Raw genomic sequence first — 16,178 nt, 5'->3', positions numbered from 1 at the left:
CTCAGCGGACGGCGAGCACGGCGATGTCGTCCTCGTGCAGGCTGCCGACCACGACCGTCCCCTGGTGTTCGGCCACGCTGGTCACGAAGCCGTACGAGCCGTCGTCGGTGCGAAGGTCGTGGACGAGACGGCCGTCGAGGTCGAAGGCCATCGCCCAGGCGACCGGGGTGGGCTTGGGGCGTACGGCCTCCGGCAGGTTCCACAGCAGGACGCGGAGGAATCCCGGCAGTGGAAGCAGCTCGTCCAGCAGCGTGTTGCGGGGCGCGGCGATCGACACCCATACCAGGCCGTCGCTGCCCAGGCTCATGTTGTCCGGCAGGCCTGGGAGGTTCGCGGCGAAGGGCTCGAAGGTGCCGGTCTTCGGGCCGGTGAGCCAGTAGCGGCTCACCCGGTACCCGGCGCTCTCGGCCACCAGCAGGTGCGTGCCGTCCGGGGCGAGGACGAGGCCGTTGGCGAACTTCAGGTCGTCGCGCAGGACGGTGACCGTGCCGTCTGGGTCACGGCGGACGAGCATTCCGGTGCAGGAGTGCTCGATGATGTCGCCCAGGTAGTGCTCCAGGCCCCAGCGGCGGGTGGACACCGTGAACCAGATCGTGCCCTCCGGGCCTTCCACGACGTTGCTGGCGAAGGTGAGCGGCCGTCCGGCGACCGTGTCGACGAGGACCCGCACCGATCCGTCGGCGGACAGACGCAGCAGTCCTCGATCGTGGTCGCAGACCAACACGCTGCCGTCGGCTGACGGTTCGAGCCCCAGCGGGCGGCCTCCGGTGCGGCCCACGACCGTACGGGCTCCGGTGGCCAGGTCGATGCGTACGACGCTGCCGTCTCCGAGACCGGCGAGCAGCCGCCCCTGCCTGTCGAAGATCACGTCCTCCGGGCCGTGGCCGCCGGTCGCGACCCGGCGGGCGACGACAAAGGCCGCGGTGGAGCCAGTGTCGGCCGGGGCCGGGGGCGGCGCCCAGCGGCGGGGCGAGATGAGGCGACGGTTCAGGCTCATGACCGGTTCCCCACCTGTGCGTCGGCGACCTCGGCCGGCATCTGTCCGGCCGCGGCGATGATGCGTCGGCAGCGCAGCTCCAGCACGACGACCACGGCGCCGAAGAACCGGAACTGCTTGTTCGTGGTCTGCCGGCTCAGATACCGCTGGTAGACCTGCTGGGCGATGACGGCGACGCGGAAGAGGCCGAAGACCTGGTACCAGGCCCATTCCCGGCGGGTCACACGGGTGCCGGTGCGGGCGCAGTAGTGGGCCACGATCTCCTCGCGGGTCATCATCCCGGGCAGGTGGGTGGGCTGGCGGCGGAAGACCTGCATGTGCGGGCCGTCGTCGGCCTGTACCCAGTACCCGAGGCCGTTGGCAAGGTCCATCAGCGGGTCGCCGACGGTGGCGAGCTCCCAGTCGAGCAGCCCGACCGGCCGTGTGGGGTCCCCGGGGTCGAGTACGACGTTGTCGAACCGGAAGTCGTTGTGGACGAGGGTGTGCGGGCGGTCGGCGGGCTGGTTGGCAGCCAGCCACCGCATCACCCGCTCGAAGGAGCCGACGTTCCAGGTGCGGGCCCTGCGGTAGCGCTCCGACCAGCCCTCGACCTGGCGGCGGACATAGCCGTCGCCCTTGCCGAGGTCGGCGAGGCCGGTGGCGGCGAGGTCGACGCCGTGCAGGTCCACGAGCAGGTCGACGACGTTCCGGCACAGGGCGGCGGCCCCGTCGCGGTCCAGCGTCACTCCACGGGGCAGGTCCTTGCGCGGGATCGGACCGACCAGCCGCTCCATGACGTAGAACGGCGTGCCGATCACTGCCGGGTCCTCGCACAGGGCGACCGTGCGCGGCACGTACGGCAGGAACCGTCCGAGCTGGGTCTGGATGCGGTGCTCGCGACCCATGTCGTGGGCGCCCTTGTGGTGGCTGCCCTTGGGCGGCCGGCGCAGGATCAGGTCGCCGTCCGGGTAGCGCAGCAGGTACGTCAGGTTGGAGACGCCTCCGGAGAACTGCTGCACCTCGGGGACCGCGGACAGGTCGATGCCGGTGCTGCCCGGCGTGGCGTTCCGGGCGAGCCAGGCCGCCACGGCATCGACGTCGAAGGCGTCCTCGTCGCGGACCGCCCGCGCACCGGAGACGCGCTCCGAGGACGTCGTACCGGCCATGCTGCTGTCGCTTTTCGTCACGTGAGCCTCCGTACGACACTCAGGGGCAGGATCTTCAGGGCGAACCCGATCGGCACCCACGGCCACGCCGGGACGTAGGCCCTGACCCGGCGCTTCTCGATGGCCTCGACCATGGCGCGCACCCCGGGCTCGGTGTCGACCATGAACCGGGTCTTCTTCTCGACGTGGGCGTTCATCTCCGAGCGGATGTAGCCGGGATGGATGACCGAGACGTCGAGGCCCCGGATCCGCTCGGAGCGCAGGCCCTCGGCGAGGGAGGCGAGGCCGGCCTTGGTCGCCGCGTAGGTGGTCATGGATTTGCGCATACCGCGCAGGGCGGACATGGAGGAGATGAGGACGAGATGGCCACGGTCCTGGCGGCGGAAGATCTCCAGGGCGGCCTCCGCCTGGGCCAGCGCCCCGACGAAGTTCGTCATGGCCGTCGCCAGGTTGGCGTCCGCCCGCCCCGTCCCAAGGGGAGCCCCGTTGCCGATACCGGCGTTGACGACGACCCGGCCGATCGTCCCGAAGGACTGGGCGAACGCGTGGAACACGGCCGCGACCGCGTCGCCGTCGGTGACGTCGAGGGCCGCGGTCTCGACCCGTCGGCCGGTCGCCGTGCGAATCCCCACGGCCAGGGCGTCCAGCCGGTCGGTGCGGCGCGCGCACAGGGCGAGGTCGTATCCCAGCGCGGCGAACTGACGGGCCATCTCCTCCCCCAGGCCCGAACTCGCCCCGGTGATCAGGACGACACCCTTTCCGCTACGACCGCTCATGCGCGCTCCTCGATCGTCCCGGTCGGTTCCTGACGCAGTTCGGCCCGGTGGATCTTCGCTCCCGAGGCGAGCATCTGGCGGTCGTAGAGGGGACGCGCCAGCCGCTTCGTCCAGTGCGCGAGGCGCGCGGAGCGGTCGGGCAGGACGAGGAAGCGGCGCGCGTCGACGCCTCGCAGCACCCGGGCGGCGACCTCGTCGGCGCCCAGGGACGCCCGGGTGATCAGCTTGGTCGCCACCGCCTCCATCAGCGGGTCCTCCCCGCCCAGCGAGGTCGCCAGGTTCGTACGGAAGAACGACGGGCACACCACGCTCACGTCGACGCCCCACGGGCCGAGTTCGTGGCGCAGGCTCTCCGAGAGGGCGACCACGGCGGCCTTGCTCGCGCTGTACGAACTCATCGCCGCCGGGTGGACCAGCCCCGCCAGGGACGCGACGTTGACGAGATGGCCGTGGCCCTGCGTCTTGAACAGCGGCGCGAAGGTGCGGCAGCCGGTCACGGCGCCGAGCACGTTGACCTCCAGCACCCGCCGCCAGTGCGCCTCGTCCAGACGGTCCACGCGGCCGCCGGCGGCGATGCCCGCGTTGTTGACCAGGACGTCGAGGCCGCCGAACTCGCGGCGGACGCGCTTCAGGGCCTCGGCCCAGTCCGTCGGCGAGGTGATGTCCAGCCGCTGGTAGAGCGCGCCGGGCGGAACCTCGGCCGTGGTGGCGCGGTCGGTGACGAGGACACGGTCGCCGCGCTTTGCGTAGGCGGCCGCGAGGGCGGCTCCGAGCCCTGAGGCGCCCCCGGTGACGAGGACGGTGCGCGGGCTGCCGTCGCGGCTCATCGGGTCGCCCCGTGCTTGCCTAGCTCGACGCGCGCTACGACGCCCTTGTGCACCTCGTCAGGACCATCGGCCAGTCGTACGGCACGGGCCGCGGTCCAGGCACCGGAGAGCGGGAAGTCGCTGGACAGGCCCGCGCCGCCGTGGATCTGCATGGCGAAGTCGATGACCCGCTGGGCGACGTTGGGCGCGGCCACCTTGATGGCGCTGACCTCGCTCAGCGCGAACTGGATGCCCAGGGTGTCGAGCTTCCAGGCCGCGTCCAGGACGAGCAGCCGGGCGGAGTCGATCGCGATGCGTGCCTCGGCGATGCGCTCCCGGTTGCCGCCGAGGTTCGCCAGCGGCTTGCCGAACGCGGTGCGTGCGAGACCGCGCTCGCAGGCCAGGTGCAGGGCGCGTTCGGCGAGGCCGATCATGCGCATCGCGTGGTGCACCCGGCCCGGGCCGAGGCGGCCCTGCGCGATCTCGAAGGCCCGCCCAGGACCGGCGACGATGTTCGCCACCGGAACGCGGACGTCGGTGAAGGAGACTTCGCCGTGTCCGAAGGGCTCGTCGAAGAAGCCCATCGTGTCCAGCATCCGCTCGACCTTGACGCCGGGGGCGTCCCGGGGCACCAACACCATGGAGTGCTGGGCGTACCTGGGCCCGTCCGGAGCGGTGAGCCCCATGACAATGAGGACCTCGCAGTCCGGGTGCCCGATACCGGTCGTCCACCACTTGCGGCCGTTGACGACGACCTCGTCGCCCTCCACCACCGCCGTGAGCCGCATGTTGGTCGCGTCCGAGGAGGCCACGTCCGGCTCGGTCATGGCGAACCCCGAACGGATCCGGCCGTCCAGCAGCGGGTCGAGCCAGCGGTCCTTCTGCTCCTGGGAGCCGTAGCGGAGCAGGACTTCGGCGTTGCCGGTGTCGGGGGCGTTGCAGTTGAACACGTACGGGGCCAGGAAGGACCAGCCGGTGGCCTCGGCGATCGGGGCGTAGTCGACGTTCGTGAGCCCGGTGCCGCCGTGCGTGCCGTACCGCTGTGCGTACGGGCCTTCGTGCCCGGCGGGCAGGAACAGGTTCCACAGCCCCAGGTCTCTGGCCTTGCGCTGCAGCTCGCGGACCTCGTCGGGCACGTGCCACAGATCGGCCGCGCTGCCGGTCCGGCGCACCTCGCCCTGTCGGCGGTGGAGCTCCTGCTCGACCGGGGCGATCTCTTCCTGGATGAAGCCCCGCACGGCCTCGGTGAGCTCGGCCGCGCGGGGAGAGGGGCTGAAGTCCATGACGACCACGCTAGGCAGAGGTCACCACAGGTTCTTGACTCTGCGCGACAGATATTTGATGGGACGCGACAGCTGAGAGGGGTCCGAGCTCCCTGACGCGGCGTCCAGAGGACCGCCTCGGTGGATTCCCGTCTGCCGCACCCGTGCCGGCCTGAGCACCGAGATCCACCTGGCCAGCGATCCCCCTTCCCGGCCCAAAACGGGGCGCAGTCGAGCGGTGCGTAATCGCCACAAGCATTGGTGGCGCGGCCTCTCCACGCGCACCGACAAGCTCGCCATCGCCCATCAAGCCCGCACTCCGCGTCGCCGCCACCCTCGGGACCGTCCAGCGGGAATGCCCGCCGGGCCCCAGCTCAGCGCACGTGGCTGAGCGGGTGGCTGAAGCCCTGTGCGGAGAGGAGCTTCGCCGCGACCGTGAGATCGGCGGCGAAGCGCTCGATGGCCTCATAGGGGAAGCGCTGGCTGGGCCCGCTGAGGGAGAGTGAGGCGAGGACCGCGCCGGAGCGGCCGGTGACCGGCACGGCGACCGCCGTCAGACCCTCGTCCCACTCGCTGCTGCTGACGGCGTAGCCGCGCTGCGCGGCCTCCTGCGACCAGGCGCGCAGCTGGTCCGCGTACGCCTCGCCGCGCGGGGAGGCCGCGGCCACGCGGCGCAGCAGGGCCGCCGAGGCATCGCCCAAGAGAATCTTGGACGAGGCACCGGCCCACAAGGGCTGTTCGTCGCCGACGCCGACGACATGGCGAAGCGGGTGCGGGCTCTCCTCGTGGGCCACGCACACGCGGCTCACGTCACGGGCGATGAAGATGTTGACCGTCTCGCCCAGCCGGTCGGCGAGTTCACGCATGACCCTGCGGGTCTCGCGGGGTGCCTCCCACCGGCTGCGCGCCAGGTAGGCCCAGCGCCACAGGCCGGGACCGGCGGTGTAGCCCCCCGGGTGCGTCCACAGCAGGCCACTCTCCTCCAGAGTCTGGACCAGCCGCAGGGCGGTGGTCTTGGCCAGACCAGTGGCTTCGGTGATCTCGCGCAGGGTGATGACGGGCCGGTCCTCGCTCAACAGATTGAGGATGTCCAGGGCACGCCGCACACTGCGGACGCCGCCGGTGCCGTTGTGTTCCCGGACCGCATCGGCCTGTGGGTCTCTGTCCGCCACGCGGATCCCTCCCCGTACTGGTCGTCACTCGGCGGCATCGGCCGTTCGCCGACGCACTCACCCACGCTAGTCCACCAGGCGGACCACAGGAACCGTAAATCAAAAGCAATCTCGACGTAACCCTTGAGGACGGCAACCTTGCCCCCATATGGTTCCGCTAATTGGTTCAAACGGTCCACTCAATGGACCTTGCCTTGAGGGTCGCCGCCCGCACGCTGTGGCGCTGGCCCGGTTTGCCGGTGACGCCGCTCCACACCCGCCGAGTGCCGCCGTCGCCCAGGCAACTGTCCCCACCGTAGCCATCCGTGTCCCGAATCCGACGTGCCGCGCACCGCTCGCACGGCGCGACCGGGTCGCGAGAGCCGCAGCATCCAAGGGAGTACGTGAGATGAGCAGTGCGCAGCAGCCGGTCGCGACCGGTGCCGGAGCCCCCGGCGTCGCGAGAAGGGCGGCGATCGCCAGCTTCATGGGAGCGGTCGTCGACTGGTACGACTTCTTCCTCTACGGCATCGTCGCCGGCCTCCTCTTCGGCGACCTGTTCTTCCCCGGCGCCTCCCCGGCCGTGGGCACTCTGGCGGCCTGGGCCACCTTCGGCGTCGGCTTCCTCTTCCGCCCGTTGGGCGGCATCGTGTTCGGCCACTTCGGAGACCGGCTCGGCCGCAAGCGGATGCTCGTCCTCACCATGCTGGTCATGGGCGTGGCCAGCACGCTGATAGGCGTCCTGCCCACCTACGCGCAGGCCGGGATCTGGGCCCCGGTCCTGTTGGTGGTCCTGCGGGCCGCCCAGGGCTTCGCGGTCGGCGGCGAGTGGGGCGGCGCCGCGCTGATGGCGGTGGAGAACGCCCCGCGCAAGTGGCGTTCCCTCTACAGCAGCGGCGTCCAGGTCGGCGCCTCGGTCGGTCTGCTACTCGCCACCCTGATCACCAAGGTCATGTCGGGGGCCACCTCGGACGCGGCCTTCCGCGCCTGGGGCTGGCGGATTCCGTTCCTGGTCAGCGCCTTCCTGGTGATCGTCGGCCTGATCGTGCGGGCCAAGGTCGAGGAGTCCGAGGTCTTCACCAAGAAGGTCGCCGCGATGAGCGAGGAGAAGATGCCTCGCGTGCCGCTGATCGCTGCGGTGAAGTCCAATCCCAAGGGGTTCTTCGCCATCATCGGGCTGCGTTTCGTGGAGCTGTTCACCTTCTACGGCGTGACCACCTTCGGCCTCGCCTACGGCACCGACGAACTCGGCCTGAACCGCGACAGCCTGCTCAATGTCAACCTGGCCGTCGGCGGACTCGCCGTTCTCACCATCCCGGCCTTCGCCTACCTCGCCGACCGCTTCGGCCGGCGCAAGGTGTACTGCTGGGGCGCACTGGTGGGCGTCGTGAGTGCGGCGCCGTACTTCTGGGCCATGGAGACGGGCTCCATGGTGCTGATCATCGCCTGCGCGGTCCTGCTGGTGAACGTCGCGCACGACATGGCGGTCTCCGTCCAGCAGTCCCTGTTCACCGACATGTTCGGCCCCGAGTACCGCTACAGCGGCGCCGGCGTCGGCTACCAGCTCGCCAGCGCCATCGGCGGCGGTTTCACCCCGTTCATCGCCGGCTCCCTGGTGATCTGGGCGGACGGCGGCTGGACGCTGGTCGCGGCCTACATCGCCCTCGGCTGCGTGGTCTCCTTCCTGGTCGCCCTGCGCATGCGGGGGGACGACGCGCCGGCTGGGGCGGCCACGGCGGTACGGCCGCGCGAGGCGGCCACGGAAGGCGGAATCGCCTGAGTTCCCGCGCTCTCGTCCTGGGGGTGCCGCCGACTTCTGGTCCGTCGGCGGCACCCCCGGTCTTGTGAGGGGCGACAGTCGCGCACTACTCTGACCGCACAGTGGATCGATTGTTCCGCTCAGTGGGCCACTTGGTGGACCGATAGGAGTTCTGGTGAAAGCAGCCGTCCTCACCGAGCCGGGCCGGATAGACACCGTCGACGATTGGGCGGAGCCCGTCTGCGGTCCGCACGACGTCGTCGTGGAGATGGACGGCGTGGGCCTGTGCGGCACCGACCTCGATGTCTTTCACGGCAAGCGCCGCCCGCCCACGATCCCGTGGGTCATGGGTCACGAGGGCTTCGGACGGATCGCCGCCGTCGGTGACGAGGTACGGGACCGCCAGGTGGGCCAGAGCGTGGTCATCGAACCCAACTACGCCTGCCTGAAGTGCGCGGACTGTCTCACCGGCCTGACCTCGGCCTGCCCGCACCGAGCCATCGTCGGCCTGAACAGCCCGGGCGTGCTCGCCGAACGCGTCGCCCTCCCCGCCGGCTTCGCCCACCCGGTGCCCGACGGCCTCACCGGTGCCGATCTCGCCGCCACCGAGCCGTACACCGTGGCCCGGGCCGCCGTACGGCGCAGCGGTGTCAGGACCGACGACCGCTGCCTGGTCGTCGGCGCCGGCGCCCAGGGGCTGCTGACCTGCCTCATCCTGACCCGCCTCGGCATCGAACCGGTCGTCACCGAACCGCACCCGCGGCGGCTTGCCCGCGCCGAACGCCTGGGGGCGGTGCCCGACGACGGCCGCACCGGGTTCACGTACATCTTCGAGACCTCCGGCCACGCGCCTGCCCTGGGCACGGTCGCGGAGCGTGCCGCGCCCGGTGCCACGGTCGTACTGATCGGCCTCAATCCCCACCAACTGCCGCTCACCACCGACGACGTGGTCCGTCGCCAGCTGGTGCTGCGCGGGTCGATGATCTACGACCACCCCGGCGACTTCACCACCGCGATCGCCGAGCTGCCCGAAGCCCGGCCCGGAGCCGTCATCGAGGCCCGCTTCCCGCTGGACCAGGCGCAGCAGGCGTTCGCCGGCGCCGCCGCGCGGGCCGGGAAGACCTGGATCGGCATCGGGAGCGACGAGGATGCGTAAGTCCATCGCCACAGTCAGCCTCAGCGGCAGCCTCACCGAAAAGCTGACCGCGGCCGCCCGCGCGGGCTTCGACGGCGTGGAGATCTTCGAGAACGACCTCCTCGCCGGCCCGCTGTCTCCGGAGGAGATCCGTGCCCGCGCCGCCGACCTCGGGCTCACGATCGACCTCTACCAGCCGATGCGGGACGTCGAGGCGGTGCCCGAGGAGGAGTTCGTACGGAATCTGCGCCGCGCGGAGCACAAGTTCGACGTCATGCGCAGGCTCGGCACCGACACGCTCCTCGTGTGCTCCAACGTCTCCCCGCACACCGTGGACGACGACGCACTGGCCGCCCGGCAGCTCCGCCGACTCGCCGATCGCGCCGCGGACTCCGGCATCCGGGTCGCCTACGAGGCGCTCGCCTGGGGGCGGCACGTCAGCACGTACGACCATGCGTGGCGCATCGTCGAGGCGGCCGGTCATCCCGCGCTCGGCCTCTGCCTGGACAGCTTCCACATCCTCGCCCGCGGCTCGGAACCCAGGGACCTCGAAGGCATCGAGCACATCCCCGGCGAGAAGATCTTCTTCCTCCAGCTCGCCGACGCCCCGCTGATGGCCATGGACGTCCTGCAGTGGAGCCGCCATTACCGCTGCTTCCCCGGCCAGGGCGGCCTCGACGTGACCTCCCTCGTCCGTCACGTCGTGAACGCCGGATACCGGGGCCCGCTCTCCCTGGAGGTCTTCAACGACGTGTTCCGCCAAGCGGACGCGGGCAGCACCGCCGTCGACGCGCTGCGTTCGCTGATCGCCCTGGAGGAGGCCGCGGGCATCTCCTCGCTCCCCGCCGCGGTCGTACCGTCCGGCGTCGCCTTCGCCGAACTCTCCACCGCCGACCCGCAGCCCGCGACACAACTGCTGGCCGCACTCGGCTTCCGCCGCACCGGACGGCACACCGGAAAGCCGGTGGAACTGTGGGAGCAGGGCGATGCCCGCATCCTGCTCAACCACGGCACGGCCACCCGCGGCGACGGCACCACCCTCGCCGCCATCGGCCTGGAGACCCCCGACCCCCGCACCGCCGCGCGCCGTGCCGAGTCCCTGCTCGCCCCCGTCCTGCCCCGACGCCGTAGCAGCCAGGACATCCCGCTGGACGCGGTCGCCGCCCCCGACGGCACCGAGCTGTTCTTCTGCGCCACCCGACGCCCAGAACTCCCCGACTGGACAAGCGACTTCACGGACGCCGCGAGCCAAGCCGACGCCGCGAGCCAGGCCGACGCCCCGGCCGGCAGCATCACCGGCGTCGACCACATCGCCCTGACCCAGCCCTGGCACCACTTCGACGAAGCGATGCTCTTCCACCGCACCGTCCTCGGCCTGCGTCCGCACGAAAGCATCGATCTGGCCGACCCCTACGGGCTCTTCCGCAGCCGCGCGCTGTCCGACGGCTCCGGCGCGTTCCGACTCGTCCTCAACCTGGCCCCCAGCCCGGCGGCAGAGGCCGGCACCCGGACCCAGCACATCGCCCTCGCCACCGACCGCATCGTGACCGCCGCCCGCCGGGTCCGCGATGCGGGCGCGGAACTGCTGACGATTCCCGCCAACTACCACGACGACCTCGACGCCCGCTACGCATTCGCCCCCGGCGAGCTGGACACGTACCGCGAACTGGGCATCCTCTACGAGCGCGACGAACACGGCGGCGAGTTCCACCACTGCTACACGACCACCGTGGGCCAAGTCTTCTTCGAGCTCGTCCAGCGCACCGGCGGTTACCGCGGCTACGGCGCCACCAACGCCTCCGTCCGCCTCGCCGCACAGCGGCGATAGCGACTGCGGTCACCCATGGGACTCGGCGCCGGACCGATCGGCCATCGGCTTCGCCGCCCTGATTCCGACGGCCTCGTCGAAAACCGCGCTCAGGACGTGGACACGGGCCTCGCGCTACCGCGTCATGTCCTCGCCCGCGCCCGGAGCTTCGACGAAGGCGGCCGCGGACTGCTCCTGGTCGCCCAGCTCGGTCATCGGCAGCCGGGAGCTTCTGGGCGTGTGAGCCGCCTGCCGCGCCGCTGCCGGCTGTGACGTGTCAGCGGCTTCTCTGTGACGCGTCATCAGGCGTCCCGGGCCCGGGGGTGTGAGGATCGACGACCATGACCAGCAGCGAGACAACCATGACCGGCAGCGAGCGGGAGCCCAGGGACAGCGGCCTGGCCTGGGACGACGATCGGGATTTCACCGATGCGGACCGGGGGTTCATCGCCCGGCTGAAGCCTGGGGCGGTGCGGGCCGCGGACGGCCGGGTGGTGTGGGACGCGGACGCGTACGGCTTCCTGGATGGCGACTGTCCGCCGACCGCGCATCCTTCGCTGTGGCGGCAGAGCCGGCTCGTGGCGCGGCAGGGACTGTACGAGGTCGTGCCGGGGATCTACCAGGTGCGAGGCCTGGACCTGTCGAACATCACCTTCGTGGAAGGCGAGCGCGGTGTCGTCGTCATCGACCCGCTGATCAGCGCCGAGGTGGCCGCCGCCGCCCTCGCCCTGTACCGCGAGCACCGCGGCGAACGGCCCGTGACCGGCGTGATCTACACCCACTCGCACGTCGACCACTTCGGCGGCGTCCGAGGCGTCGTCGATCCGGCCGAGGTCGCGGCCGGGCGGGTGCCGGTCCTCGCCCCGTCCGGCTTCCTGGAGCACGCCGCCGCCGAGAATGTCTTCACCGGGACGGCGATGGCCCGCCGGTCGGGCTACATGTTCGGAGCCGCGCTGCCGAAGGGGCCGGCCGGGCAGATCGGCTGCGGGCTCGGGCAGACGACGTCGACCGGCAGCGTGGGCCTGATCGCGCCGACGGTCGACATCAGCCGCACCGGGCAGGAGGAGATCGTCGACGGGGTGCGGATGGTCTTCCAGCTCACGCCGGGGACCGAGGCTCCGTCGGAGATGAACTTCCACTTCCCCGAGCTGCGGGTGCTGTGCGTCGCGGAGAACGCCTGCCACACCCTGCACAACGTGCTCACCCTGCGCGGGGCCCTGGTGCGCGACCCCAGCGCCTGGGCGCGGTATCTCACGGAGACGATCCGGCTGTACGCCGACGACACCGACGTCGTCTTCGCCTCCCACCACTGGCCCACCTGGGGCCGGGAGCGCGCGATCCGCTTCCTGGAGGAGCAGCGCGACGCCTACGCCTATCTGCACGACCAGTCGGTCCGGATGATCAACGCCGGATACACGGGTGCCGAGATCGCCGAGCAGCTCACCTTCCCGCCCGCGCTCGCCAGTGCGTGGCACGCGCGCGGCTACTACGGCACGCTCAGCCACAACGCCAAGGCCGTCTACCAGCGCTACATGGGCTGGTTCGACGGCAACCCCGCCCATCTGTGGCAGCATCCGCCCACCGAGGCCGCCGTCCGGTACGTGGAGTTCATGGGCGGAGCCGACGCCGTGGTCGCCAAGGCGCGCACGTCGTACGAGGCCGGGGACCTGAGGTGGGTCGCGGAGGTGCTCAGCCACGTCCTGTTCGCCGAGCCCGGGCACCCCGAGGCCCGCGCGTTGCAGGCCGACACCTTCGAGCGGCTCGGCCATGGCTCCGAGTCCGGCCCTTGGCGCAACTTCTACCTGATGGGCGCCACCGAGCTGCGCGACGGCATCCTGGGCACGCCGACGCCCACGGCGCCGGACGTCCTGGCCGCCCTGACAGCTGAGCAGGTCTTCCAGTCCATGGCCGTACGCGTCGACGGTCAGCGCGCGGCCGAGGCCGGACGCCTGCTGCTGCGCTGGGAGTTCACCGACACCGGCGAGGTGTGGACGCTGCTGCTGTCCAACGGGGCGCTCACCCCGATGCGCGGGGACGCACCACGGGACGAGAAGCCCTCTGTGGTGCTGCGGCTGGCCCGCACCACCCTGAACGAGGTTCTCGGCGGGGCGACCACCTTCCTCGACGAGATCATGGGCGGCGCCGTGGTGCTCCACGGCGACGCCAACGCCCTGATCACGTTCGGGTCCCTGCTGGAAACACCCGACCCGGACTTCGCGATCGTCACTCCGTGACGCCGGTGTCGGCGTCACGCAGCAGCAGGGCCGCGAGAGCCAGGGCCACGTCCCGGGGGTCGGCGAGGTCCAGGCCGGTCAGGTCCTGGATCCGGGCGAGCCGGTTGTCCACGGAGTTGGGGTGGAGGTTGAGCAGGCGGGCGGTGGCCCGGCGGTCCTGACGCTGTTCCAAGTGGGTGCGCAGGGTCCGGACGAGATCTGGCCGGCCGGCCAGAGGGTCGAGCAGGGCGACGATACGGCCGCTGCCCTCGCTCGGGCGGGACAGGTGGTACTCCAGCAGCACATCGTCGAGCCGGTGCACTCCGGGCGGCACTCCGCAGGCGGCTGCCACCCGGACCACTTCCGCGGTCAGTCGTGCGGCCCGCGGGACGTCGCCCGTCCCGGTGGCGACGGTGGCCGCCAGACGGAGCTCCGCTCCAGCCGTCTCACTCAGCAACTCCCAGATCCGGGCGGGTGGTTCACTCACTCCGGGCACCACGACGTGCCCGCCGTCACCACCGAGCACGGCGAGCACCTCCGTGCCGAAGACCCGGTCCAGCGCCACCTGAACGCGCCGCACCAGCCGCCGTACGGTCACCGGCGATCGCCCGCCGGCGAGGGCCGAAGCACCGAAGCGCAGGTACAGCACCAGCGCGGGCCCGTCCGGCACCGGGCCGCCCACGGCAGGCCGGCCGTCCAGCAGGGCTCGGGCACGGGACCGGCGCTCTTCGTGCCGCTCGGCGGCGAGGGCGACCTGCTCGTCGAGGTAGCTCTCCGCCACAGCGCCCACGACCCGGTCCGCCGCGAAGAACAGCCCCTCGGTCAGCTCGGCCAGCGCCTCCTGCTCACCGGGACCGGCCACCTCCCGCAGCGCCCGCCACAGCTCCCGCGCACCCAGGGTGTAGGTGCGCAGCAGCACGTGCAGGGGCATGCCCTCCTCGGCGCGCTGGGCGGCGCGTTCCTGGAAGTACTCCAGCGACTCCCACCGAGATCCGTCGGCGGCGCCGCGCAGAAAGAAGCGTATGGCGTACCGAGCCGTCGCGGCGATCTCCAGGTCCTTCACATCGCCCGGCAACTCCGCATAGCCACGCAGCTGCTCGAACACTCCTCGGGCCATGTACCGGGCGAGTTCGTTGACCTGCGTCTCGCAGCGGGCGGCGAGCGCCGCAGCAGCAGGGGACAGCTCCGGTCGGCTGTTACCTGACGCCGGTTCCCCGTGTTCCTCGTGGGCCATGGATCCCCTCACCACGGACTGTGATCCGTCACAGTAGCGGGCGTGTACGACTGTGACACCGACGGGTGTCCTCCTGTGCCTCCTGCCTGGAGGATCGGCGCCACGCCGGTGACGCCGATGCACGAAGGACCCCTATGCCATCTATGACACAGCACACCACAGGCTGGCGCACGACCTGGGCGCTGCTCGGCTTCATGCTGGTCAACTTCGCCGACAAGGCCGTGATGGGCCTGGCAGCGCAGCCGATCATGGACGACCTCGGGCTGACCCGCGAGGAATTCGGCACGGCGTCGGCGGCCTTCTTCGCCCTGTTCAGCGTGTCCGCTCTGGCGGTGTCGTACCTGACGCGGAAGGTCCGTACGACCGTGCTGCTGCTGGCCCTGGCGCTGCTGTGGTCGGCCGCCCAGCTGCCGATGCTGTGGTCGGCGGCCGGTTTCGGCACGTTGGTGGTCACCCGCGTGCTGCTCGGCGCCGCCGAGGGACCGGCCACGCCGGTGGCCACGCATCATCTGCACGGCTGGTTCGAGCAGCGCGAGCGCACCCTGCCCACCGCGGTGCTGCTGACCGGCGCCGCCGCCGGGGTGGCCGTCGCCGCGCCCACGCTCACCTTCGTCATCGACCGCTTCGGCTGGCGGTGGGCCTTCGGAGTCGTGGGGCTGGCAAGCCTGGTGTGGGCCGGGTACTGGGCGCTGCGCGGCGCCGAGGGCCCGTACGCGCCGGACGCGCAGGAGAACACGGGCGGGGACTCGGTCGTCGTCCCCTACCGGCGCATCCTGCTGTCCGGCACCTGGCTCAGCGCGGCGTTCGGCGTGTTCGCCGCGTACTGGATGCTCAGCGCCAGTCTGACCTGGATGCCGGATTACCTGGAGGAGGTCGCCGGGCTGAGCCTGCACCAGGCAGGTGCCGTGGTGACCCTCGCGGCCCTGGCGAACGGCGTGGTACTCGTGGGCCACGGCTTGCTCTCCCGCCGTAGGAGCCGGCCACCGCTCGGCGCGGGCACCGGAGCGCTGATGTGCCTGGCCGCCGGTGCGGTGGCCCTGTTCGCCGTCACCGACGCCGTCTGGCTCAAGGTGCTGCTGATGCTCGGCCCCATGGCGCTCGTGAACGTCATCATGACCGTGGCCCAGACCGCCTGCGCCCGGATCACACCCGCCCCGCAGCGCGGCGTCGTGCTCGGCGCGCTGGCCTTCGTCTACGCCCTCGCCGGAGTGCTCTCCCCCTTGACCGTCGGCCGGGTCGTCGACAGCGCGGGCTCCGTGGAAGCCGGGTACCGGGCCGCGTTCCTCCTTACGGCCGCGCTGCTCGCCGTCACCGGCCTGCTGGCCGTATGGCGGCTGCGCCCGGAACGGGACGGACAGCGGCTGACGGGCGGGGAACCCGACGCGGACCGGCCGTCGTCGGTCCTCGCCGCGGTTCCGGAAACCACGAGCGGATCAGGGAAGACACGATGAACGGCAGCACGACAGGCACCCGCACGAACCCGCTCGCCCCCGCAGGGGCCAGAACTGCCGCCGACGTGGTCACCCCCGAGCTGGTCGCCCAGCTCACCAAGGGTGTCGTCGGCACCGGCCGTACCGCCAACCACACGCCGTTCACCGGCGAGAAGCTGGCCGACCTGCCGGAGTCCACGCCCGAGGACGTGGAGAAGGCCTACGAGCGGGCCCGCGCCGCCCAGGCCGTCTGGGCCCAGCGTCCGGTGCGTGAGCGCGCCGCGGTCCTGCTCCGCTTCCACGACCTGGTCCTGGAGCGCCAGGCCGAGGTTCTCGACCTCATCCAGCTGGAGACCGGCAAGGCCCGGCTGCACGCCCACGAGGAGGTCCAGGCCGTCGCGGTCGCCGCCCGCCACTACGGCCGCAAGGCCCCCTTCTACCTCAAGCCGAAGCGGCACACCGG

General features: G+C 71.5%; 14 protein-coding genes. 6 read left to right on the top strand and 8 right to left on the bottom strand.

Annotation, left to right across the window (positions count from 1 at the left end; translation table 11 throughout):
• Position 1: 1 nt before the first annotated feature.
• The 6 genes from ACZ7MG_RS00070 to ACZ7MG_RS00045 form a co-directional block, all read right to left on the bottom strand.
• Positions 2 to 997 (bottom strand): SMP-30/gluconolactonase/LRE family protein, encoded by a 996-nt coding sequence (locus ACZ7MG_RS00070; RefSeq protein WP_471387099.1) that lies wholly within the window; start codon positions 995 to 997, stop codon positions 2 to 4.
• Complete coding sequence (locus ACZ7MG_RS00065) at positions 994 to 2,163, bottom strand: phosphotransferase family protein (RefSeq protein WP_471387096.1); 1,170 nt, start codon at positions 2,161 to 2,163, stop codon at positions 994 to 996. The genes ACZ7MG_RS00070 and ACZ7MG_RS00065 overlap by 4 nt, the downstream gene beginning before the upstream one ends.
• Positions 2,160 to 2,918, bottom strand: a complete 759-nt coding sequence (locus ACZ7MG_RS00060) for an SDR family oxidoreductase (protein WP_471387093.1) — start codon at positions 2,916 to 2,918, stop codon at positions 2,160 to 2,162. Before ACZ7MG_RS00060 ends, ACZ7MG_RS00065 begins: the two co-directional genes overlap by 4 nt.
• Complete coding sequence (locus ACZ7MG_RS00055) at positions 2,915 to 3,745, bottom strand: SDR family NAD(P)-dependent oxidoreductase (protein ID WP_471387090.1); 831 nt, start codon at positions 3,743 to 3,745, stop codon at positions 2,915 to 2,917. Before ACZ7MG_RS00055 ends, ACZ7MG_RS00060 begins: the two co-directional genes overlap by 4 nt.
• Positions 3,742 to 5,007, bottom strand: a complete 1,266-nt coding sequence (locus ACZ7MG_RS00050) for an acyl-CoA dehydrogenase family protein (protein ID WP_471387087.1) — start codon at positions 5,005 to 5,007, stop codon at positions 3,742 to 3,744. The genes ACZ7MG_RS00055 and ACZ7MG_RS00050 overlap by 4 nt, the downstream gene beginning before the upstream one ends.
• 353 nt (positions 5,008 to 5,360) lie before the next feature.
• Positions 5,361 to 6,158 carry an IclR family transcriptional regulator gene (locus tag ACZ7MG_RS00045; RefSeq protein ID WP_471387084.1) on the bottom strand — a complete coding sequence of 266 codons (798 nt, stop codon included), beginning with the start codon at positions 6,156 to 6,158 and terminating at the stop codon, positions 5,361 to 5,363.
• Positions 6,159 to 6,546: 388 nt separating this feature from the next.
• On the opposite strand from ACZ7MG_RS00045, the gene shiA reads away from it, so the two are divergent.
• The 3 genes from shiA (at position 6,547) to ACZ7MG_RS00030 (ending at position 10,859) form a co-directional block, all read left to right on the top strand.
• A complete protein-coding gene (gene shiA / locus ACZ7MG_RS00040) occupies positions 6,547 to 7,917 on the top strand; it encodes a shikimate transporter (protein ID WP_471387082.1) in 1,371 nt (456 codons plus the stop codon).
• 154 nt (positions 7,918 to 8,071) lie between these two features.
• Positions 8,072 to 9,052, top strand: coding sequence for a zinc-dependent alcohol dehydrogenase (locus ACZ7MG_RS00035; protein WP_471387079.1), 981 nt, complete (start codon positions 8,072 to 8,074; stop codon positions 9,050 to 9,052).
• Positions 9,045 to 10,859: a bifunctional sugar phosphate isomerase/epimerase/4-hydroxyphenylpyruvate dioxygenase family protein gene (locus tag ACZ7MG_RS00030; RefSeq protein WP_471387076.1), complete on the top strand. Its 1,815-nt coding sequence runs from the start codon at positions 9,045 to 9,047 to the stop codon at positions 10,857 to 10,859. Before ACZ7MG_RS00035 ends, ACZ7MG_RS00030 begins: the two co-directional genes overlap by 8 nt.
• Before the next feature lie 114 nt (positions 10,860 to 10,973).
• On the opposite strand, the gene ACZ7MG_RS00025 is transcribed toward ACZ7MG_RS00030, so the two are convergent.
• A complete protein-coding gene (locus ACZ7MG_RS00025; RefSeq protein ID WP_471387073.1) occupies positions 10,974 to 11,141 on the bottom strand; it encodes a hypothetical protein in 168 nt (55 codons plus the stop codon).
• A gap of 59 nt (positions 11,142 to 11,200) precedes the next feature.
• On the opposite strand from ACZ7MG_RS00025, the gene ACZ7MG_RS00020 reads away from it, so the two are divergent.
• Positions 11,201 to 13,072, top strand: a complete 1,872-nt coding sequence (locus ACZ7MG_RS00020) for an alkyl/aryl-sulfatase (RefSeq protein WP_471387399.1) — start codon at positions 11,201 to 11,203, stop codon at positions 13,070 to 13,072.
• On the opposite strand, the gene ACZ7MG_RS00015 is transcribed toward ACZ7MG_RS00020, so the two are convergent.
• A complete protein-coding gene (locus ACZ7MG_RS00015; protein ID WP_471387071.1) occupies positions 13,062 to 14,285 on the bottom strand; it encodes a PucR family transcriptional regulator in 1,224 nt (407 codons plus the stop codon). The genes ACZ7MG_RS00020 and ACZ7MG_RS00015 overlap by 11 nt on opposite strands.
• A 143-nt stretch (positions 14,286 to 14,428) precedes the next feature.
• Between ACZ7MG_RS00015 and ACZ7MG_RS00010 the strand changes: the two genes are divergently transcribed.
• Together ACZ7MG_RS00010 and ACZ7MG_RS00005 are read left to right on the top strand one after the other, a co-directional pair.
• A complete protein-coding gene (locus tag ACZ7MG_RS00010; protein ID WP_471387068.1) occupies positions 14,429 to 15,736 on the top strand; it encodes an MFS transporter in 1,308 nt (435 codons plus the stop codon).
• On the top strand, positions 15,733 to 16,178 hold a 446-nt coding region (locus ACZ7MG_RS00005), incomplete at its 3' end, for an aldehyde dehydrogenase family protein (protein ID WP_471946098.1). The genes ACZ7MG_RS00010 and ACZ7MG_RS00005, both read left to right, overlap by 4 nt.

The sequence above is a fragment of the Streptomyces sp. NPDC107538 genome (assembly GCF_055657445.1).
The sequence above is the reverse complement of the archived record's forward strand: the minus strand, read 5'-3'. Positions and strand labels throughout refer to the sequence as shown.